At 59.1% G+C, this 21,647-nt stretch carries 19 protein-coding genes; 12 read left to right on the top strand and 7 right to left on the bottom strand.

The features are described from left to right. Positions 1 to 130: 130 nt before the first annotated feature. The gene (locus ACA074_RS10790) at positions 131 to 955 is read right to left on the bottom strand and encodes a VanW family protein (RefSeq protein ID WP_497678973.1); all 825 of its coding nucleotides are present in this window, start codon (positions 953 to 955) and stop codon (positions 131 to 133) included. Between the two features lie 166 nt (positions 956 to 1,121). On the opposite strand from ACA074_RS10790, the gene ACA074_RS10785 reads away from it, so the two are divergent. Further along, entirely contained in the window at positions 1,122 to 1,943 is an 822-nt protein-coding gene (locus ACA074_RS10785) for a glycosyltransferase family 2 protein (protein ID WP_497618221.1), read from the top strand. Positions 1,944 to 2,278: 335 nt separating this feature from the next. Here the strand turns inward: ACA074_RS10785 and ACA074_RS10780 are convergent, their stop codons facing one another. The 5 genes from ACA074_RS10780 to ACA074_RS10760 form a co-directional block, all read right to left on the bottom strand. Then, positions 2,279 to 2,863: a hypothetical protein gene (locus ACA074_RS10780; RefSeq protein WP_497617579.1), complete on the bottom strand. Its 585-nt coding sequence runs from the start codon at positions 2,861 to 2,863 to the stop codon at positions 2,279 to 2,281. A gap of 85 nt (positions 2,864 to 2,948) precedes the next feature. Beyond that, positions 2,949 to 3,131: a hypothetical protein gene (locus ACA074_RS10775; RefSeq protein ID WP_497678972.1), complete on the bottom strand. Its 183-nt coding sequence runs from the start codon at positions 3,129 to 3,131 to the stop codon at positions 2,949 to 2,951. Positions 3,132 to 3,246: 115 nt separating this feature from the next. Next, positions 3,247 to 4,314, bottom strand: a complete 1,068-nt coding sequence (locus ACA074_RS10770) for a lipocalin-like domain-containing protein (protein ID WP_497678971.1) — start codon at positions 4,312 to 4,314, stop codon at positions 3,247 to 3,249. Next, on the bottom strand, positions 4,304 to 6,775 hold the full coding sequence (locus ACA074_RS10765) for an ABC transporter permease (protein WP_497617575.1): 2,472 nt from the start codon (positions 6,773 to 6,775) through the stop codon (positions 4,304 to 4,306). Before ACA074_RS10765 ends, ACA074_RS10770 begins: the two co-directional genes overlap by 11 nt. After that, positions 6,772 to 7,425, bottom strand: a complete 654-nt coding sequence (locus tag ACA074_RS10760; protein WP_497617573.1) for an ABC transporter ATP-binding protein — start codon at positions 7,423 to 7,425, stop codon at positions 6,772 to 6,774. The genes ACA074_RS10765 and ACA074_RS10760 overlap by 4 nt, the downstream gene beginning before the upstream one ends. Positions 7,426 to 7,596: 171 nt before the next feature. Between ACA074_RS10760 and ACA074_RS10755 the strand changes: the two genes are divergently transcribed. After that, a complete protein-coding gene (locus tag ACA074_RS10755; protein ID WP_497617571.1) occupies positions 7,597 to 8,538 on the top strand; it encodes a YncE family protein in 942 nt (313 codons plus the stop codon). Between the two features lie 16 nt (positions 8,539 to 8,554). Here the strand turns inward: ACA074_RS10755 and ACA074_RS10750 are convergent, their stop codons facing one another. Next, positions 8,555 to 10,252 carry a sulfatase-like hydrolase/transferase gene (locus ACA074_RS10750; RefSeq protein WP_497678970.1) on the bottom strand — a complete coding sequence of 566 codons (1,698 nt, stop codon included), beginning with the start codon at positions 10,250 to 10,252 and terminating at the stop codon, positions 8,555 to 8,557. A gap of 390 nt (positions 10,253 to 10,642) precedes the next feature. Between ACA074_RS10750 and ACA074_RS10745 the strand changes: the two genes are divergently transcribed. The 10 genes from ACA074_RS10745 to ACA074_RS10700 are packed head-to-tail and all read left to right on the top strand — an operon-like array spanning position 10,643 to position 21,644. Next, positions 10,643 to 11,995, top strand: a complete 1,353-nt coding sequence (locus ACA074_RS10745) for a UDP-glucose dehydrogenase family protein (protein ID WP_497678969.1) — start codon at positions 10,643 to 10,645, stop codon at positions 11,993 to 11,995. After that, positions 11,992 to 13,029 (top strand): NAD-dependent epimerase, encoded by a 1,038-nt coding sequence (locus ACA074_RS10740; protein ID WP_489880800.1) that lies wholly within the window; start codon positions 11,992 to 11,994, stop codon positions 13,027 to 13,029. Before ACA074_RS10745 ends, ACA074_RS10740 begins: the two co-directional genes overlap by 4 nt. Before the next feature lie 18 nt (positions 13,030 to 13,047). Beyond that, complete coding sequence (locus ACA074_RS10735) at positions 13,048 to 13,794, top strand: sugar transferase (protein WP_497617566.1); 747 nt, start codon at positions 13,048 to 13,050, stop codon at positions 13,792 to 13,794. After that, positions 13,794 to 14,441, top strand: coding sequence for a CpsD/CapB family tyrosine-protein kinase (locus ACA074_RS10730; protein WP_008084477.1), 648 nt, complete (start codon positions 13,794 to 13,796; stop codon positions 14,439 to 14,441). The genes ACA074_RS10735 and ACA074_RS10730 overlap by 1 nt, the downstream gene beginning before the upstream one ends. Before the next feature lie 21 nt (positions 14,442 to 14,462). Beyond that, the gene (locus ACA074_RS10725; RefSeq protein ID WP_187677041.1) at positions 14,463 to 15,485 is read left to right on the top strand and encodes a polysaccharide biosynthesis/export family protein; all 1,023 of its coding nucleotides are present in this window, start codon (positions 14,463 to 14,465) and stop codon (positions 15,483 to 15,485) included. 17 nt (positions 15,486 to 15,502) lie between these two features. After that, a complete protein-coding gene (locus tag ACA074_RS10720) occupies positions 15,503 to 17,095 on the top strand; it encodes a GumC family protein (protein WP_187677040.1) in 1,593 nt (530 codons plus the stop codon). After that, positions 17,092 to 18,186 carry a glycosyltransferase family 4 protein gene (locus ACA074_RS10715; RefSeq protein ID WP_497678968.1) on the top strand — a complete coding sequence of 365 codons (1,095 nt, stop codon included), beginning with the start codon at positions 17,092 to 17,094 and terminating at the stop codon, positions 18,184 to 18,186. The genes ACA074_RS10720 and ACA074_RS10715 overlap by 4 nt, the downstream gene beginning before the upstream one ends. Further along, the gene (locus ACA074_RS10710; protein ID WP_497659220.1) at positions 18,183 to 19,550 is read left to right on the top strand and encodes an O-antigen ligase family protein; all 1,368 of its coding nucleotides are present in this window, start codon (positions 18,183 to 18,185) and stop codon (positions 19,548 to 19,550) included. The genes ACA074_RS10715 and ACA074_RS10710 overlap by 4 nt, the downstream gene beginning before the upstream one ends. Continuing rightward, on the top strand, positions 19,547 to 20,515 hold the full coding sequence (locus ACA074_RS10705) for a glycosyltransferase (RefSeq protein WP_187677037.1): 969 nt from the start codon (positions 19,547 to 19,549) through the stop codon (positions 20,513 to 20,515). Before ACA074_RS10710 ends, ACA074_RS10705 begins: the two co-directional genes overlap by 4 nt. Then, complete coding sequence (locus tag ACA074_RS10700) at positions 20,508 to 21,644, top strand: glycosyltransferase family 2 protein (protein WP_497678967.1); 1,137 nt, start codon at positions 20,508 to 20,510, stop codon at positions 21,642 to 21,644. The genes ACA074_RS10705 and ACA074_RS10700 overlap by 8 nt, the downstream gene beginning before the upstream one ends. The last annotated feature ends 3 nt before the right edge of the window (positions 21,645 to 21,647 follow it).

Raw genomic sequence — 21,647 nt, 5'->3', positions numbered from 1 at the left:
CACGCTTGGCCTCACGGGCCGGTTTCTTTTTGGTTGGCATACATGCACCTCTGCAGCATGTTATGCCCGAACACAAAATTTATGACACTCCCTGACTCACTGATTCATGAGAGCTCTGGTCAGTTTCGACTCAACGCTCCGCCTCGATCAGGTCGTCTCCAACCTCATACTTAACCACCACCCGATTCCGATACAACCTCTCCCGCACCACCAACTCCCCCACCTGCCCCTTCTCCCTGACCTCCCGCCAAATCTCATTCTCCCGATACACCCTCCCCCCGTCCCGCACAAACCAATGCCCTTCCTGAAACACGTGATACCGATACGCCCGCACCTGGTCACACAACAACTCCCCCTCCAACTGCGTCTCGCCCACCTTCAACTTCAACTGAAAACTGCGATCCGTCGGGTTATGCAGCACCAGATCAACGTAGTTGTAAAAAATTGCCGCCCCAGAGCCAAACGGTAGCACTCGGCCCTCATCCGGAAACGGATCAAAGCTGTGATTGGAGCGTTCGACCACTACCAGTGGCGAGTGAATGGCCATCCAGTGAATGAGGTTGCTCAGTTGGCATATCCCGCCACCCACCCCGGTTCGTGCTTCGCCGAAAGACAGTTCCATGCCTTCAACGTAGCCGCGCTTCAGAGTCGGACGGCCGACGAGGCGGCAGAAGGAGAAGTGTTCGCCAGGTGCAATGACGACGCCGTCGATGGCGGCGACGGCGAGCTTCAGGTTGATGACTTTGTTGTGTTGCAGGGCGAGGTCGGAGTCGCCGAGTTTGCGGATGAGTTTTGAGGTGTGTTTGAGGTAGCGAAATGGAAGCCGCTCGGCCAATTCAACAGGTCGTGCGTAGCGTTTGCCGGAGCAGTGCCAGGCGATTTGGCGGAACAGTCTTTTTTGCCATACGCGCAGCCAGTACAGGGCTGGATGGTAGAGGGAGAGTGGTTTTTTCATCCGTGACACAACGGCGCTCGCCGTTTCTTCCTTGAACCGTAAAGGGGCGCGCAGTTTAGCGTGTCTGCCGCGCGATTCTGGAAATTAAGCTTCGCCTAAGGTTGCCTCGCTACCCTCCCGGCTCATGAACCCTGTCGCCATTGAATCGCGGATGAGTCTTTCTGTTATGAGTGCGTTTGATCTGCCAACCCAGCCACAGCCGAACTTCAGTCTCGTTTTGGTCAATTACAAAACCCCGGACATCACCAGGATGTGCCTGGAGTTATTGCACCAGCACGTCGTTGAACAGCGAATTCCGGTGTGGGTGGTGGACAACGATTCGGCAGATGAAAGTCTGGATTACTTGCGTTCGCTTGATTGGATCAATCTGATTGAGCGGCCTTCGCCGTGCAAAGAAGCCGGCCATATTGCCCATGGCAAGGCACTGGATCTGGCGCTGGAAAAAGTTGAAACCGATTACCTTTTCTTGCTGCACACCGACACTTTTGTCTACGACAAAGAAGTGTTTGCGATGATGATGCGCGAATGCACGAAAAGTGCGGATATGGCGGCAGTCGGTTGTGTCGAGCAAATCAATCGGGGGGTTGTGCGGGATACCTGGCGCTTAACTTCGCGCTTTTGCAAGCATTATGTTCGCCAGTTAAAAGTCCGTTTGGGTTTGAAATCCAAACCGCCGAGACCTTATAAAGAAACTCATCTGAAAAGTTTCTGCACCTTGTGGAATGCTCGATTGATGAAGTCGCTGGGCCTGCACTTTTGCATGGATGATCGAGTGCCGGGTTATACATTGCAGGATCGGATGGAGGGTCTGGGCTATGGCATCAGGTTCCTGTCGCCACGCAAGATTTTCCGCTATCTCGATCACATCCAGGCAGGAACGGTCGCTGCGGCTGGCACCTACGGGGAAAATCACCGTCGGACGAAAATGTATCAGGCAACGATCAAGCGCTTTCAGGGACAGCGAACCAAAACTGCGACGCATGCATGAAAATATTCAGAGCAACAAAAAGGGCGACTTTAAAGTCGCCATTTTTGTTAACTGAAATTGTATACATCTGCTCCCGAGGAGGTGTTCGCCCAGTGTAATGGCCTGGCAATCCATGCACCGGTAAAGAGCCCTGACACTGGGCGAACGGGAGGGATTTTAATAGAAGTTGGCGGTTATGTCGTCATCGACGTACATGAAATTTATGTACGAATAAGTTAATAGATATTTATCGGCGATTGCTTTCGGGAAACTTTCAAGAAAAGCAAACTCAACTAATAGTATGACTACTCTCATACATAAACTGTACAAGAGCAGTCACCCTGTAGAGTTAATACTCAACTTTCGTGTTGACTGGTCACTTTTAAGATATCGGTGTAAGTGACAAAAACGCTCTGTCCGACTTTCAGATCTTTCAGCTTGGCTTGGTTTTCAGGCGATTTCACGTCGAGGGTTTTCGACTGGCCCGCCGGGTTTTTCAGGGTTACCTGATTTTTCTTCAAATCAATTTTGGTGATTTCCAACTGCACCTGAATCTGGCGATAAGCCTCTCCGCCGGGATTATCGCTGCCGGGAGCGTTACGCACTTCGCCGGACCGTTCGACGGTGCCAGGCAGACCTTTATCCACATCGGTGTCGAGGTAGGCCGCGACGGATCGCTGAACTTCGACCTTGACCAGATCACCGACCTTCAGATTGGCGAGGTTTTTCGCTTTGTCGCTGAGCTGAACGTGAACCTGACGACCCTCAGCGCCTTCCAGCACGACCTGATGATTGGCTGCATCAACGGACACCACTTTGGTGGTGACCTGATCTGCCTCGATGGTGGCGGACAGGGGTATCTCGGCGGCAATCGCGCCAAGGCTGGTGGCGGACAGAAGGGTTGCAAGGGTGATCGACTTGGCCAGTGCATGGAGCTTCATAAGCGTACTTTCCCTGTAGTGAGTGGCAGCACCCGGCGCCGGACTCGTCCCAAGCGTCAGATGTGTCACTGAGCATAGACGCTGTTCAGGGCTTGACCTTGGTGTGTGGTGCGGCGGTTTCTTGCGCGGTGGATTCGCCACTGGCGGTGCCTTTGCCGCTTTCCTCGCGTTTCTTCGGATCGGTGGGCCGCAATGCATCGTTGTCACGCTCGGTTTCCCCCGCTGGCCGGGGTTCGTCGGGGGGCTCGTTTTCGGATGTCGGTTTCATCGGGGTAGTCCTCGGGCTTCGGGGCCGTCCATTTCGCGGGCGACGTTAATGGCGGGCGAGTCCTTTTGTAGAGGTTGAGAGATCAAATGGAGTTCAACTCAATCCATGCACTCCCTCAGTAACCGGTCATTTCCAGATAGCCCTGCCCGCCATGACTGCCGTTGATGCGCACCGGGCCTTCCCAGTAGGGAATGCGCAGGTTCATCCACGCATTGGGGTTGAGCGCCGACAGGCTGATGTCGAGGTGTTTTTCCGGGATGCTGATCGACCAGCGCACCGGCATCGAGCGGCCAGCGACCTGGGCAGTGTCTTGCGGCGTGAGTTTGATCTGCTCGCTGTGCAGGGTTTGCGTCTGGCCGTCAGCGTTGATCCAGGTGCCGGTCAGATAAGGCGCACCGTTCTTCTGGCGCATGCGGTACAGCATGATGTGTTCGCCACTATCCAGATGCAGGGAGAACCAGTCCCAGCCGGTCTGGTTGGCGGTCAGCGGTTGGCTGCTCCACTCGCGGTCGAGCCAGGCCGGGCCGCTGACGGTGTAGGTCTGGCCGTCGATCTGCAAGGTGCCGCTGGCCTGGAAAAACGGCTGGCTGTAGTAATACGACGCCTGCCCCTCCTCCGATTTCTGACTGAATCCTTTATCACCCTGCAGCACCAGCGGACGGCTGGAGGTGAGGTGTAGTTGATAGGCGAAGGATTTATCGCGCGCACTCAGTTGCAGGTCAGTCAAAGGATCCTGCGCCTGACTGGCGAACATCCAATCGTCAATCCACGCCTCGAACGGCACCAAACGCACGCCAGCCTGACCGACGCCACCCCGGGCATAGCGTTCGGCAGCATGATGCACCGAGCTGGAAGTCACCGCCGCATGCCCCAGCCAGATCGTTTGATTGCCCCACCCTGTTTGCTCCGGCACTGGTTTCAATGCACTGCGAAAAAGCGTCCATTGCACGCCAAATTCATTGCCCTGCTGATCCTTGAGATTGGCGGTGACGTACCACCACTCGATGCGAAACCCGTCGTGGGCAGCATGATCCGCCGGGAAGCTGAACACCCGTCCCGGCACCACCGGAGTAAATGCCTGTGCCTGATCGCCCATCCCGGCAAAACCCTTCTGCTCAGGCGCTGACTGATCGCAGCCAGCGAGCAACAGCACAAGCATCAGCACAACGAGGTTAATCCTCATGGGCAAACGTCCTCAGCAGATCCACCGGTTGCGTGCGGTACAGCGAATACAATGGCCACGCCGAGGCCAGCAAAGTCGCGAGCAACGCCAAGCCCATCAACTGCACCAATTGCCACGGAAACACTCGCAACGGCAGACGCCAGCCAAACGCCTGCACGTTGATCACCGCATCCAGGCACCACGCCAGCGCGATGCCCAATGGCAGCGCCAACACCAGCGTCAATACTGCCAGCAGCCAGGTCTGGCCGAGGTTGAGCAGCATCAACTGACGTCGCGTCACGCCCAACGCCCACAGTGGTGCGAGTTGGCCGAGACGACTCTGGCTTTGGGTCAGCAGGCTGATGAACAGCGCCACGCCCGCGACCGCCAAGGTCAGGCTATTCAGCGCGGCGGTGGCGGCGAAGGTGCGTTCGAACACCTGAACCGACCAGCCCTTGAGCCGCGCCTGATCGACGATTCGACTGTCATCCAGTTGGAAGCGCGCCTGCAACGCACTCACGAATGCCGGAATGTTTTGCGGGTCGATGCGCAGATTGAACCGGTTTGGCGTCAGTTGTGGCCAGCCGCGCAGCAGGTGATTGATGTTGACCAGCAAATGGCCCTTGGGATTGCCGTAATCGGCGTAGATGCCGACGATGCGCGGCGACCAGGCGCCATTCGGTGCGGGAATTGTCAGGCGATCACCCGCGCGCACTTTCAGCCGTCGCGCGAGTTGCTCGCTGAGCATCACCGCATCGTCCGTTGCCAGATGCGCCCACGGATCACTGCCGCTGGCGTCTAGCAACGGCCAGTGCTGACGATAATAAGCATGGTCGATCACCCCGAACACATCCGCCGGCCAGCCTTGCAACGTTACCGACACCTGCCAGTTGGGCAGTATTGCCGTGACCTGCGGCTGTTGTTTCAGCCAGCTGTACATTTCGCGGGCCTGAGCCGGTTTGGTCGGGTTGATGTAAAGCTCGGCGCTCAGACGTTGTTCGAGCCAGTCGTTGAAGGTCTGGCGAAAACCGGCGGTCATGCTGCCGGCGCCGATATTGGCGGCGAGCGCCAGGAGCAAAGCCATCAGCGCCAGACTCAATGCCGGAAGTTGCTGCCGGCAGTCGGCGAGAAACCACTGGCCGAGCACTGAGCGACTGCGTCCGAGCAACGGACTCAATATCGCACTCAGCAACACAGGCAAGGCCAACGCGGCACCGAGCAACAACCCCGCCATCAACACAAAACCGCTGGCCAGACTGTCGCCCCAGATCAACGCCACCAGCGCAATCACGCCCAACACCAAGGCCAGCCAACCCTGGCGACGCAGCCAACGCGCATATTGCTGGTGCCAGGCTTGCGGATCGGCCACCGCCAACAGCGGCAAACGCGCCGCCCGCAACAGGCTGTTGGCCCCGGCCAGCAAAGCTCCAAACAGACTCAAACCAATCCCGCTGAACCACCACCAGGGGCTCAAGCGCAACTGCCCCGCCACTTCCGCGCCGTACAAACCGCGCAGGCTGGCGGCGACATCCGGCAGCAAGACGCTGGCCAGCCAATAACCGCTGACCACGCCGAACACGCCGCCGATCAGTGCCAGCACACCCAGCTCAACCACCAGACAGCCAATCAACATCCGCGCACTGACCCCACAGGCGCGCAGCGTGCGCAGCAAGCCGCGCCGTTGCTCCAGAGCAAGGCCAATGGCCGCGTGGACGATGAATAAACCGACCAGGAACGAGAGGAATCCCAAGGCATCAAGGTTGAGATGAAAGCTCTCGGTCAGTCGCGCCAGATTGTTTTCCTCGCCACTGCTCTTGAGCTGCAATTGGCCTTCAAACGTGGCCGGTAACTCGCCGTGGAAATCCTTCGGCAGTAACAGCCGTGACAGTTGTCCGGGTTGTTCGAGCAAGGTTTGCGCGACGCCGATATCCACCAGTAACACGCCGGGTGCCATGTCCTTTTGCGCGCGCAGCGGCGGCAACGTCTGGCCAGTGATCGTTTGCGGCGTGGCGCCTTCGCGCAGGTTCAAGGCCTGCAAGGTTTCCGGGGAAATCCACGTACTGCCCGGTGGCGTGAAGAACTCGACGATGCGTTCGATCGGCATCGCCTCCCCGGCCACCGCAGAATCGGCCGGCAGTGACACCGGCTCAATACCCATCACCTGCAGACGCTGATTGTCGTGATCCTTGAGGTTCAAGCGGCCCTGCAACAGGGGCGACACCGGCCAGCCCTGACGGCGCAGATCGATGAACCATTGCTGCGGGAACGTCGCGTCGTTCGGCGTGCTCAGGCTCGCCTGCGGTTCGCCGCCGATCAGTTGGCTCGCGCGGGCGTAGCTGTCACGGGCCTGACTGTTGAGCGCCTCGACACCGGTCAACAGGCTGGTGGCCAGCCACAACCCGGTCAGTACGCTGAAGAACTGCACCGGGTGCCGCCGCCAATGGCTGAGCAGCGCGCGCAGGGTTTGCCAAAAGACGATCACGTCAGCCGCCCGTTGGAGAGCACCACCCGCTGCGCCAACCGCGCTGCCAACCGGGGGCTGTGGGTGACCATCAACAAGGTTGTTGGTGTGTCATCGAGCAACTCCAGCAACAGGCGCAGCACTTCGTCGCTGGTCGCTTCATCGAGACTGCCGGTGGGTTCGTCGGCCAACAGCAGTTTCGGCTGCGAGGCCAGCGCCCGGCCCAGTGCGACCCGTTGCTGTTGGCCACCGGACAATTGCTCGGGATAGCGCTTGAGCAAATCGCCCAGCCCCAGACGCTGCACCAGATGCGCCTGCCAACGCGGTTCATGACGCCCGGCCAGGCGCGCCTGAAACGCCAGATTGTCCTCGACGCGCAAACTGCCGATCAGGTTGAACTGCTGGAACACCAGACCGATTTCCGTGCGTCGCCAGTTGGCCAGTTGCGCTTCGTTCATGCTTTCGAGGCGATGCTCGCCGCTGCGAATGCTGCCGCTGTCAACCTTGTCGAGGCCAGCCACCAGATGCAGCAGGGTGCTTTTGCCACTGCCGGATTCGCCCATCAGCGCCAGGCTGCTGCCGGGTTCGAGCGTCAGGTCGACGCCTTGCAGCACCGGCAAAGGGCCTTGGGGGGTGAGATAGCTTTTAAAGACATCCAGAACATGAAGCATGCCGTCATCCAAAAGTTGCAAGTGGCTCAAGGATAGCGGCCGTGGGTATTTTTGGGGGGCGGTACCTGTCAACTCTGACAGTAGCGCAGTACAGGGCACGGGTATCTAATAGGCTCGCCCAGTAGACAGGCCGTCGAACAGGGACAGTTGAGTGCAAAAGGCAATGCCATTATGAAGACAACCATCGTGTATGAATCGCTCCCTGCTTTGCTCAAATGCACCTCCCGGGTCATCGAGGTCATCACAGTGGGGCGTGAACCCGGCGCCATCGCCCTGCACCCGAAACTGCCGGTTGCCTATGTGTGCAATACCGAAGGCCGCAGCCTGTCGATCATTGATCTCCAGTTGCACAGGGTGAGCGCGTTGATACGGCTACCCATCCGGCCCATGGCGATCGTCATCGACAACAGCGGTTTGACCGCTTATATAACCGGCCTCGATCAACCGCTGGTACTGGCCATCGATACCCGCCGCCAACGTATCCGTCAGACCATCGGCGCTGCCCAAGGACATTCTTTGGCGCTCAGCGCTGACGGCGCGCGGTTGTTTGTGCACAGCAACAACCATGTAAACGGGCATATCCATGAGATCGATACGGCGAGCGCCAAGGTCGTCGCCAGCTTCGATACCGGGCCGTTCACCAGTGGCGCGGCATTGAGTGCCGACGATCGGTTGTACTACTGCGACTACATTCATCATGAACTGCGGTTCCTGAACACCCGCAATGCCGAGACGCAGATTGTTTTGACCCTCCCCAGCTCCTTTGAGGAAGTGACTCTAAGTCCCGACAATCAGTTGGCCTATGTGCCCTATCGCAGCGCAGATAGCAGTACTGCGGTCATCGATCTGGGCATGGGCAAACTGATTGACTTGATCCCGACCCCTCAATTCCCCCACGGCTTTGTCGTCAGCGCGGACGGCCGTCTCGCCTGCTGCTGCAGCGCCGGCGAACGAACGGTCTCAATCATCGATACCGTATCGCGGCGCAGTATTCACACGTTTACGGCCGGCGAATATCCGCAAAGCCCTATGTTCAGTCGCGACCGTCAGCAACTGTATGTCTGCGACTCGTCAGCCGATGCGCTCTGGGTGTTTGCCTTGCAAACCGACTGAGCGTTTGCCTCGAAACCTACTGCCCCGCCGCCACACTGGTCGCAGCCTGCGACGGCGTCACAATGCTGCCCAGATCAATGTGCTTCCATTCAGGCTTGGCCCCCAGCCGAGCATTGAAGCGATAGTTGAAGGTGAACTCATCCGCCGTCGACACCGTCAACGGCTTGCCATACACCGCCTCGATCCCCGCCAGGTCGTAACCCATCAACTGCAACAGGGTCGGGAAGATGTTGTAGTGACTGGAGCGATCCTTGTTCGCCGCCAGTTGAGCGGGCCAGTCCAGTGTCTTCAGGTTGCTGCCGGAAATCACCACCAACGGCACCAACCCCTCTTCCTCCACCGGATCGCCTCCACAATGCGTGTTGAGCCCTGGATTGCCACGCTCATGCAGATCCTGGCCATGATCGGAGGTGTAGATCAGCAACGCATTGTTGAGGTTGGCCTGGGCAAACACCCGCGAAAAGAACTCGCCGACATTCCATAAAACAGTGTTCTTGTAGGCGTTGCGGTACAGCACCCAGTCATCCGGCTGACCGTTGAAACCGTTACGCTCGCCAGTGTCGGCCACTTCAGTGAACTGCCCACGCGGCAGGGTCGGACGGTACGCCATGAAGGCATCCGGATATTTATCGTGCACCGGGAAATGCGCGCCGACCTTGTTGATCAGGATCAGCTCTGACTTATCGTCGTTGAGCAGACTGATCAGCTTCGCCGCTGCGGCCATGTCGCGGTCGCGCACGCTGGTCTGGTCGAATTGCACGAACTCGTCGATGTCCTTTTTCTCGGCGTCGTTCATCAGGTTCTGCAGGTTGCCGGCCGTGCGCTGGGCGTCGATATATACGGTGCGCAGCCCGGCATTTTTTGCGTACTGCCAGATTGACGGCAACGTGCTGTTGATACGCATGTAGTCGGCGCGGGTGCCGCCGTAACGCAGGGTGATGTTGGTGTCGGCGCTGCAATTGGCAATGGACGCGGCGTAACCGTAATTGAAAATGTCTACGCCGGCCTGCGGTTGTTTGAGGTTGCTGTGCACGCCGAACGGCGCGTTGATGTCCAGGTAATTGCCGGAAATGCTTTCGTCGATGATCAGCACGATGTCATGGCCGACCGCTTGCGCGTTGCGTGTCAGCGTTACCGGCTCACGCGGGCCGACGGTGTTGTGCAGTGCTTCATAGGCAAAAAGATTCAGATAGGCCAGCGGCGTGTACATGATCGGCAAACCACGGGCGCCCTCGCCCGCACGCAAAAACAGCACCGCACTGAGCAACAGCACGCCACAGATCGGTGCCGCAACACGCAATCCATTCGGCACCCTCAGTGAATGCCGTGGTTTCAAACCGATGCCAAACAACAGCAACAAGCCACTGAGGGCGCCGTGGATGATCGCGTCGCGATACTGGTAAGCCGCCTCCTGAATGAAGCCGCCGGAGTACACCAGCGAGACGAAGCTGCTGTAGTTCAGGTAATCCGCCGTGACCCGGGTATAGACATCAAAAAACACCGCCGAAACAAACATCGTCAATGCGAATAAATGTCGAACGAGAGTGTGCCGTATATAGGCCGTTAGATATAACGCTAAAGTAAGCGCCAAAAACATCGCGCCAAAAAGAAGCACAGCAAAACCCAGGCCGATAGCATTTAACCGCTCTATGTAATATTCGGAATAAAGCAGCAAATAAACAATTAAAAGCAGTTCTTTGGCGTATCTGAACATGGGCAATACCGGTCGTGCAAAACGGCAGAGGGTCAAGGGATTGTCGGTCAAAATCTGACACTAGCACCCGGCCATCAAAGCGCAAGAATTGACTGTTTTTTTTAGAAAGCGTCAAAAAAAAGATGACTCAAATCTGACACACCACAAACGCTACAAGCCTTAAGACTAGAGGCTTACGACCATCCATCGCTTATTTGAAATCTGAACAAATCTGCAAAAAATCAACAAATCTAATCGCAGCAATGACTTGATGGCTAATCGCCAAAAAACGCTCAAGTGTTATACAGGTGCAACATGTCATTTTGCTGACACGCTTTTCAAACCCTGCGCTATACCCCTTTTACAGTCTTCTTCCGAACTTCTTCTTTTCGCTCTATCGAGGGTGCGCAGATGGACGTGAGCGTATTTGGCACGGGCTATGTTGGACTTATACAAGCCGCCGCACTTGCAGATGTAGGTCATCGGGTTTTATGCGTTGATATTGACCCGAACAAGATTAAACAACTGCAACAAGCCGTACCGCCAATCAGTGAACCTGGCCTCTCCAGCACCCTTGAAGAAAACATTAAGGCCGGGCGCCTGCTGTTCAGCACCCAGGCCAGCGACGCGGTCGAGCATGCCGAATTGATCTTCATCGCGGTCGGCACTCCGGCCGATGAGGACGGTTCCGCCGACCTCAGCCACGTACTCAATGTCGCTCGGCAAATCGCTTCGCACATGGAGGCCGATCGCACGCTGATCATCAAGTCCACGGTGCCGGTCGGCACGGCGGATCAGGTGTTGGCCGCCGCCAACAGCGAGTTGCTGCGCCGCGGCAAGACCGATTTGCAGGTGCACGTGGTGTCCAACCCCGAGTTTCTCAAGGAAGGCAGCGCCCTCGCCGACTGCATGCGCCCGGACAGGATCATCGTCGGCACCCGCGACGAAGAAGCCCGCGAGCAGATGAGCGAGTTGTACGCACCGTTCTGCCGCAATCGCGAAAAACTGATGTTCATGGACAACCGCAGCGCCGAGCTGACCAAGTACGCGGCCAACGCGATGCTCGCCACCCGCATCAGTTTCATGAACGAACTAGCCAACCTCACCGAACTGCTTGGGGCCGACATCGAAGCGGTGCGCAAAGGCATCGGCTCCGACCCGCGCATCGGCTATCACTTCATCTATCCGGGCTGCGGCTTCGGTGGCTCGTGCTTTCCCAAGGACTTGCGCGCCCTGCTGCACACCGCCGAACACAACGGCATGCCGCTCAAACTGCTGCGCAGCGTCACCGACGTCAACGATCTGCAGCGGCACATTCTCTTCAGCAAATTGAAAGCGCAGTTCCCCCAAGGCCTGGCCGGTAAGTCCATCGCCATCTGGGGATTGGCGTTCAAACCGAACACCGATGACATGCGTGAAGCGCCCAGCCGCTACCTGATGGATGCGTTATGGGCCGAGGGCGCCAGCGTGCAAGCCTACGATCCGGAAGCCATGTCCGAATGCCGACGCATTTACGGCTACCGCAACGATTTGCACCTGTGCGCCACCCGCGACGACACCCTCGAAGACGCCGATGCACTGGTGATCTGCACCGAGTGGAAAAACTTTCGCGTGGTGGATTTCGAGCTGCTGGCCAGCAAACTGCGCTCACGGGTGGTGGTCGACGGACGCAACCTTTACAACCCGGAACATCTCGCCGCAGCGGGTCTGCATTACAGCGGCATCGGCCTGCGCCACATCGCCCCCGAAGGGCTGCGACCATGAAGATTCTGGTCACCGGCGCGGCTGGCTTCATTGGTGCCCATTGCGTCCTTCGGCTGATGCGCGACGGGCACTCGGTGGTCGGCCTGGACAATTTCAACGCCTACTACGACCCGCAGCTCAAGCACGACCGCGTGCAATGGGTGCGCGGGCAGGTCGGCGATTTCCAGCTCGCCACGGTTGACCTGGCCGATGCGTCGGCCATCGACGCGCTGTTTGTCCGTGAACGTCCGCAAGTGGTGATCCACCTCGCCGCGCAGGCGGGTGTGCGTTATTCACTGGAAAATCCGCGGGCGTATCTGGACAGCAACCTCAACGGTTTCCTGAACATTCTTGAAAGCTGCCGGCATTACCCGGTCGAGCATTTGATCTACGCCTCATCCAGCTCGGTGTATGGCGCCAACCAGCACACGCCCTACTCGGTGAAGGACGGGGTCAATCATCCGCTGTCGCTGTACGCCGCGACCAAGAAAGCCAACGAGCTGATGGCCCACAGTTACAGCCATCTGTTCGGCATTCCCTGCACCGGCCTGCGCTTTTTCACCGTGTACGGCCCTTGGGGTCGGCCGGACATGTCGCCGATCCAGTTCGCCCGGGCGATCAGCCAAGGCGAGCCGCTGAAACTGTTCAACTACGGCGAGCACCAGCGCGACTTCACCTACATCGACGACATCATCGAAAGCATCGCCCGCCTCACCGATATGCCGCCGCTGGCACAGCCCGAGTGGGATCGCGAGCAACCCGACCCGGCTAGCAGCATGGCGCCATGGCGGCTGTTCAACATCGGCGGGCAACACCCGGTGGCACTGAAAACCTACTTGGCCCTGATGGAAAAACACCTCGGCCAGAAAGCCATCGTCGAGCTGCTGCCGCTGCAACCGGGCGATGTGCTCAACACCTGCGCCGAGGCCAGCGATCTGGCCCAGGCCACCGGGTTCCAGCCCCAAATAGAGCTGGATGAAGGACTGGAGCGGTTCATCGCCTGGTTTCGCGACTACTACCCCACTGCCTATCGCCCACGTGCCGCTCGCGGCTGAATTTATGTGGAGGACTCCATGACTGGACATGAAAAAGGTGTGTCGATCCAAGAGATGCGTCGTGACAAGCGCGTCGACCCCGAGCACCGAATGCGCCTCGATGCGGCGATTCATCGCCAGGGCCGCGGCTGGTTCACGGGGCGCGACGGCGGTCGTCCATGGCAACTGTCGCGTACCAATCGGGTGGTGGCCTGCTTCGGCGCACTGACGATTCTGCTGTTGATTTCGCCGCTGTTGATTGGCCTGGCACTGATCATCAAATTCACCAGCCAAGGGCCGGTGATGTTCGTGCAGAAACGCACCGGCTACCGCGGTCGCAAGTTCGGCATGTACAAATTTCGCACCATGGTCGCCAACGCCGAAGAGCTGAAAGAGTCGCTGCGTCACCTCAACAAGCACGGGGTCGACGCCATCGACTTCAAAATCGACAAGGACCCACGCATCACCGGCATCGGCAGTTTTTTACGGCGCACCAGCCTCGACGAACTGCCCAACCTGATCAACGTGGTGACCGGTGACATGCGTCTGGTCGGCCCCCGCCCGACCTCGTTCAACGCTTACCGCTACAAGGACAACCACCTCGCACGTCTGGCTATCTACCCCGGCATGACCGGCCTGTGGCAGATCTCCGGACGCAGCAACATCGACTTCGACCAGCGCGTTGAGTTGGACCTCAGCTACATCGCCGAGCAAAGCCTTTTGCTTGATCTGAAGATCCTGTTGAAAACCCCCTTCAAAGTATTCAGCGGCCACGGAGCAAGCTAATGGACGGTTCAACCAACAAAAGCCTGAGCATTGCCAACCCCAGCGAATCGAACCTGACGTCGACCGTGCTGGATCTTGATCTGCGGATCCTGTTCCTGACAGCCGCCAACCCCGGCGCCGGCACCACCACCAGCGCTTTGGCGCTGGCCAGTCAACTGGCGCAAATGAGCAGCGGGCAGGTGCTGCTGGTCGACGCCAGCCAGTCGGCGAGCAATCTCACCCAGCAGTTGAACCTGAGCAAAGAGCGCGGTCTGCGCGACTTGCTGTTCAATCCGGATAATCCACCACTGTTGCAAGACTGCGTGGTGCAGGTGTCGAGCCTGCCATTTCACGTACTGCCCAATGGCCGGCCGATCCGCACCATGGAACACCTGACCGCCGAGCGTTTGAGTCCGTTGCTCGACCAGTTGGGCAGCCAATACCGCTTCGTGGTGATTGACGGCGACGCGGTGTATTCCGCCGCCGACACGCTGGTCATCAGTACTCAGGTGGATGGCGTGGTGTTTGTCGTTCGCGCCGAAGACACCCGCTGGGAAGTCGCCCAGGCCGCCGTGCAACGCCTGACTCAGGCCGGGGCAAAAGTGGTCGGTAGCGTGTTCAACCGGCGCAAGTACTACATGCCTAAATGGCTTTACAAAAACCTGTAAGCGAACGCAAAGGATGACGCCATGAACGCCAAGATTCTTGTGCTGCTGATGCTGCCGCTCGCGGGCTGCTCAAGCACCTCCGAAACCCAGACCATGCCGGTGAATATCCTCACCGCCGCCCCGGCCAACGCCCAGGCGACCGACATGCCGAAGATCGAGCAGACCCTGCGCCCACAGGATGTGCTTGACGTGATCTTCCACATCAGCACCAGCGGCTCGGACGCTTATCGCGTGCAGTCGGGTGATCAGATCGGTCTGAACTTCACCGCCGCCAGCCAGCTCAACGGCAACCAACTGGTGCTGCCGGACGGCACCATCGAACTGCCGGGCGCCAACACCTCGGTGAAAATCGCCGGGCTGACCAGCGAGCAAGCGCGTGAGGAAATCCAGCGTGCGTATCAGCGCAAACAACTGTTCCAGCCCAACCGCAATCAGTTGACCGTGCAGATCATCAGCCCGCTGACCAACGAACAAAACCTGAAAAACGCGCTGAATCACCCAGCCACCGGCATGAGCCGCGAGATCACTGTGGGCACTGACGGCTACGCCAGTTTCCCCGAGATCGGTGCCGTGCCGCTGCAAGGCATGACCGTCAATCAACTGGAAACCTTCCTTAACCAGAGGTACGCAAAACTGCCTGGTCGGATGACTGTGGATGTGCTGCTCAAATCCACCGCAGGCAACGAGATTTACGTGCTCGGTGAAGTCGGTCAGCCAGGCTCCTACCCGATTCGCCGGCCGGTCTCGGTGCTTGAAGCGCTGACCTTGGCGCGCGGAACCAACGTCAAGGCGCGGCTGGACTCGGTGGTGATCATGCGTCGCAACGGCAATCAGGTGCAGGCCGTGCATTACGACGTAGAGAAAGCCCTTTCCGGCGATGCTTCGCAGATCGCGTATCTGCAACCGGACGACATGCTCTTCGTACCGAAAACCAAACTGGCCAGCGCCGGCGAACTCGCCCGGCAATTGGCCGACGTGGTGTTGTTCCAGGGCGTCGGTTTCAGCTTCGGCTACCGCGTCGACAACAAAGACAGTGATAACTAACTCTCAGGTGACCGACCATGAACCCAAAGGAAAACTACCTGCATGAGTTCTTCAGGATTTTCTTCGCCAACAAGCAACTGGTGAAGCGCGTCTTCCTGACCTTTGCAGTCATCGCCCTACTGCTGCCCCTGTTGCTCAAACAGAGCTTCGATATCACCGCGCAAGTGATCGTGCAGTCGAAAAAACTCTCCCAGGGTGACGCCACCACGTCGCTGACGGTGGACAACGCCACTTTCATTCCACCTTCACTGGCGGACATGGAAACCGAGAGCAATATCCTCCGTTCGCCAGCACTGATCCGCCAGACCATCAGCGAATTGCGCGACAAAGGCGAATACACGCCTTCGCCGGGCATCTTCAGCAAACTGGTGAGCGAGCCGTTCAAGCGTTACATCAGTTCGCCGCTGCGCCAATACGTGATCAACCCGACGCGCAACATGCTCGGGCTGGAAACCGATCCGGTGCGTGACACGGCGCTTGATGCGTTGACCCAGCAAGCCATCGACAGCCTGAAAATCGAGACCCTGCCCGGCTCCAACGTGATCTCGATCATCTACAGCTTCCCTGACCCGCATCAAGGCACGACGTTTGTCGCCGCTCTGCTGCAAAACTACCTGTTCAGCCGCCAGGCGCTGCAATCGATCGACCTGCCACAGTCCTTCTATGAATCGAAGAAGCACCTCTATCAAGTGCGCCTCGATGGCTTGGAAGGCAACCGTCAGGCCCTGCTGGAGAGTGTCGGCGCGTCCGATCCGAAGGAAGAAATCACCTTCCGTTTGAACGCGATCAACACCGAAGAGCAAGCGCTGAACCTGTATCGCGACCGCCTGCTGCAAAGTCAGCGCTGGCTCGAATACCTGAAAACCGCGATGACCGCCGCCAGCACCAGCAAACTCAACGATTACACCTTCCCCTTCACCTTCACCACCACAGTGGACAACGTGGCGTTCGAGGATCGGGAAATCAAACAGATGGGCGAGCAACTGACCACCCAGGTCAGCCGCTATATGAATGACCTCGCCGTCTTCCAGCCCAGCAGCGAACCGATGCTGTTGACCCGCGAGCAGATCGCCCGCACCCGTCAGCAATTCCTCAAAGTGGTGAGCAATCGCATTCAGGAACGCACCAACGATCTGGCAGTGGTGCAACAGGTGATCGATCAGAAAACCGCGCGCATCACCGAGTTCAAGGCGCGCATCCGCGACCTGCAGCAAACCCAAAGCAAGCTGCGGCAGATGGACACCGAAATCGACGCCTTGCATGCCGCGTTCTCGACCTACGCTCAGCGCTTTGCCGAAAGCAGTACAACCGGTGCGCTGAACGATGATCTGTCCAACGCCCGGGTATTGAGCCCGCCGTTCGAACCGACCGAAGCGGCGTTTCCCAAGCCGGGGCTGATTATCCCGTTCGGCATGCTCACCGGTCTGCTGCTGGCGATCGCTTTCGTCTACGTGCGTGAGTTCTTCGATCATCGCTTCAAACATCCGGCGCAAATCAGCCACGAACTGGGCATTCCGGTGCTGTTGGTGATCAACGACCAAAACGTGCTGCCGAGCAATCCACACAAGAACTGGACGGTGCCAAGCTTCTTGCACTGGGTGCGCAATTGAACACCGCGCCTACCCCGAACGCCGCGCTGCCGATCATTCATTTGCTCAGCAGCGGCGGGTTCTATGGAGCCGAGCGGATGTTGCTGGATCATTGTCTGGCGACGCCGGGGCAGCATCAGGTGCTGTTTCTCGACGCGCCGCCAGAACTGATCGCGCGCTTTCGCGAGGCCGGGGTGGACTGCCAGGGCTGTGCCGGGCTGGGTGAATTGCTGCGGCACTTGCGTCAACGGCAACACGAGCAGCCGCTGATCAACACGCACAACTTCAAAGGGCTGCTGTTCGGTTGGGCAGGCGCAACGCTGTTGCGCCTGCCGCTGGTGATCACCCAACACGGGTTCACCCCGCGTAGCCGCAAGCAAAGGTTCTACACCTGGCTCAGCCTGCAACTGTGCCGCACTGCTTCGGTAAACCGGGTGGTCTGCGTGGCGGAAAGCATCGCCGTGTTGCACCGTCAGGCCAGTGTCCGGGCGGAGAAGTTGCAGGTGATCCCCAATGGTTTGCCGGCCGCCCCTGCGCAGATGGTCCACAACACTGATCGGCCACGCTGGCTCGCCGGATATGTCGGTCGGCTCAGTAGCGAGAAAGGCCCGGATCTGTTTCTTGATGCGCTGATTCCACTGTGTCATCAGCATCCGCAATTGGACGCTGTGATGCTCGGCGACGGCCCGGAACACGAGGCATTGCAGGCGCGTATCGACGGCGCCGGCTTGAAGCAACGGATTCGCTTGCCCGGTTATCAGATCGCGATGCAACCCTGGTGGCAGCAACTCGATGCGCTGGTGATCAGCTCGCGCACTGAGGGCACGCCGATGATTTTGCTGGAGGCGATGCAGGCCGGTGTGCCAGTGGTGGCGTTCGGTGTTGGCGGGATTCCCGATGTGCTGGAACACCGGCACAACGGGTTACTCGCCGAACCGGCCGACAGTGCTGCCCTCGCCCGCCAGCTCGACGCGCTGTTGAACGAACCGAAACTGGGGCGGCAACTGCGCGACAACGCAAAACGCACGCAACAGGATCGCTACGACCTCAAGGCGTTGGCCGAACGCTGGTCGCAGCTGTACATCCGCACGGCACGGGAGGCACGCGCATGATTTTCCCGCTCTCGATCGTCAGTTTGCTCGGTCTGGTCTGCATCGCTTTGCTGGCCAGCCCTTATCCTTATCTGGCGCCGGGAGCGGTGCTGGGCCTGGTGGGTTTCGCGGTGTTGTATCGCAAGCCGACCTGGGGCCTGCTCGGTATCGTTGCGCTGGTGCCGTTCGAAGGTTTCTTCAAGGACAGTCTTCTGTCTGGAAGCAAACTCCTCGGCGCTTCGCTGGCAGTGATCCTGATGTTGCAACTGGCTCTGCACCAGATGCCCTCGGAGCGCCTGCGCAGCAATATCTGGCGTTACTTGATCTGGTTCATGGTTCTGTACTTCCTGAGCCTGTTCAATACCGATGACATGGGCATGTCGCTCGGGCACCTGCGCGAACTGAGTGTCGGCCTGGTGCTGTTTGTCATCACCCTGCTGATCGGTCGCGAACTGAACCTTGATCTGTTCGCCCGACTGGCGACTCTGGCCATCAGCACCACCTGCGCCATGGCCATGTTCTCGGCAAAGTTCCAGGATCAGGGCCGTGCCGCCGGGTTGCTCGAAGACCCTAACGCTTTTGCCATGCTGATCGCCTTCGCCATTCCGCTGGCGCTGCTGCTGGTGATCCGCAGCCCGAACCTGTTGCATCGGTTGTTCTGGGGCGGCTGCTGCATTCTGTTACTCGGTGGCATGACGAAGACCGAATCGCGCTCGGGGCTGGTGGTGGTGGCCTTGAGTCTGTTGATCGGCTGCTGGCATTACCGCTCCCAACTGACGCGGATTCGTCCTCGGCATTTAGGCTTCGCCATGCTTGGCGCGGCAATCGTGATTCCGTTGGCCATTTATGCGATGCCCGCCGGCTACATGGCGCGCATCCAGTCGCTGAGTATCCTCAGCGCCGGCTCCAAGGCGCAGGACGAATCCCTTGGTCGCCGCGCTTCGTACATCGTGGTTGGCAGCCAGATGATCCGCGAGAACCCGCTGCTCGGTTCCGGCCCGGGCACCTTCCCGCTGCACTACGCCACCACCGGTTACGCCAAGGCGTTTTCCGCCAACCGCAAGATCGGCGACCTCTACCGCCGCGCCCACAACACCTACCTGGAAATTTTCAGTGAGATCGGCGTTCCGGCCGGCCTGTTGTTTGTCGGCATGCTCGGCCTCGGGTTGTACAACCTGATCCGCGCGCGGGCAGCGTGGATGCTACGACGCGATTGGCAACAGGCCGACTTGATGACCCACTTGGGTGTGAGTTTTCTGTCGCTGACCCTGTTCCTGATGTTCCTCAGCGCACCGAACCAGAAATACGTGTGGATCATGCTCGCGCTGACCAGCGTCCTGCGCCTCAAAGCCGAGCAAGCCCCATTGACGGAGGCCAAGGCATGAGCCGGATCAGCATCGTCATCCCGATGTACAACGAGGCCCGCCACATTGGCCGTACCCTGCTGGCCGCGCAAAAAGCCGCGCACGCGGCCGACATCGAATGCGAGCTGATCGTCGTCGACAACGGCTCCAGCGACGAAGGCCCGCAGATCGCCCGGCAATTCGGCGCACAGGTGCTGGTCATGCCCGGATTGCTGATCGGCGCCCTGCGCAATCGCGGTTCGGCCATCGCCACGGGTGAATGGCTGGCCTTCATCGACGCCGATATCGAAATGCCGGAAGACTGGCTGAAGCCGCTGTTCGATCTGGAGGCCAGTGCTCAGGCCGATGTGTTCGGCCTGGATCTGCACACCCCCGCCGAAGCGCCTTGGTACGCCACCGCGTGGCAGCGGCGCACCCTGCGCGTGTCCTCGCAGACCTCACATGGAGTGGACTGGCTGCCGAGCTCCAACCTGTTGATGCGCCAACGCTGGTTCGACAAGGTCGGCGGTTTCAACGAAAACCTGCGCACCGGCGAAGACAAGGAGTTCACCCTGCGCCTGCGCCAACACGGTGCGGTGCTGCTGTCGATCAACAACAACGTCGCCCTGCACTGGGGTTACGAAATGAACTGGCGCGAGTGGATGGGCAAGGAACTATGGCGTCAGGGCAGTCATTTGCAACTGCTGCGCACCCACGGTTTCAGCCTGCGTTTGCTGCGTTTTCCGATGCTGTCGATTGCGGTGTGGATTCTGGATTTTCTGGCGATTTCTGCACTGCTCGACGGCTTCCCGCATCACGCCGCGATCATGGTGATGTTGACCTTGTTACCGGGCCTGGTGCTGAGCATTCGCCAGAGCATCAAACATCGCGATGTCGGCCTGACCCTGCAACTGTGGGGCTTGCATTGGCTGCGCCTGCATCTGGCCGGTGCCGCGTTCATTCTCAGTCTGTGTCATTGGAACGCCAGGAGGCCCGCCCGTGGCTGAATTCATGTTCTGGATGTGCCTGTTGTTGCCGGTGTACGCCTATATCGGTTATCCGCTGCTACTGACGATCTTGGCGCCGCTGTTTCCGGCTTGGCGCCACACCCCGGCGCCGCCGCTGAACATCAGCATCGTGATCGCCGCGCACAATGAGGCGCGGCATATCGAGCACAAGTTGCGCACTCTGCTGGCCCAGGATTATCAACCCGCCAGTTTGCAGATCATTCTGGCCAGCGACGGCTCGAGCGATGACACCGTGGCGTGCGCGCAGAAAGTTGTCGATCCGCGCATCACTGTGCTCGACCTGCCGCGCCAGGGCAAAGCCGCCACGTTGAATGCCGGCGTGGCGCTGAGTACCGGCGACATTCTGGTGTTCACCGATGCCGACAACCAATGGTCGCGCGACACCCTCGGCCACTTGCTCGCGCCGTTGAGCGATCCGCAGGTCGGTGCCTGCGCCGGGCACATGGTGATTCCCGTCACTGGCGGCGGCTTGAGCGTCGGCGACAGCCTCTATCGCCATTACGAAGGCTGGCTGCGCCGGGTGGAAAATCGCACCGGCTGCATGGTCTCCGCCGACGGGGCCCTGCTCGCCCTGCGCCGCGAGCTGTTCCAGAACGTCCCGGCCGAAGTGAACGACGATTTCTTTATCAGCACCTGCGCGCCAGTGGCGCACAAACGCATCGTCTACGTGCCCGAGGCGCAGGTGATCGACCACGGTGTAGACGAGGCGGATAAACAGTTCCGCCGTCGTCAACGGGTCACCGTCGGTGGCCTGCAAAGCCTGGCCCAGCGCAGCGAGTTGCTCAACCCACTCAAACACGGCCTGTATTCGCTCGCACTGATCAGCCACAAACTGATCCGCCGTCTGGCGCCGATCCTCCTGCTGCCGTTGCTGCTGAGCAACTTCTGGCTGTGGAACGAGCATGGTTTCTATCGCCTGAGCCTGATCGCGCAACTGTTCGGTTACGCCGTGGCGATCGCCGGACTGCTGGATTCGCAACACCGCTTGCCCAAACCGTTTCGTCTCGCAGCCTTTCTGCTGGTGACACTGGCGGGCATGAGCATCGGCCTCTGGCAGTTCTTGCGCGGCCAGCGGTATGCCCAGTGGAATCCTGAACAGAACCGTTAAGAG

The organism is Pseudomonas sp. LBUM1655, assembly GCF_059716085.1.
This window is presented reverse-complemented; position numbering and strand designations above follow the sequence as displayed.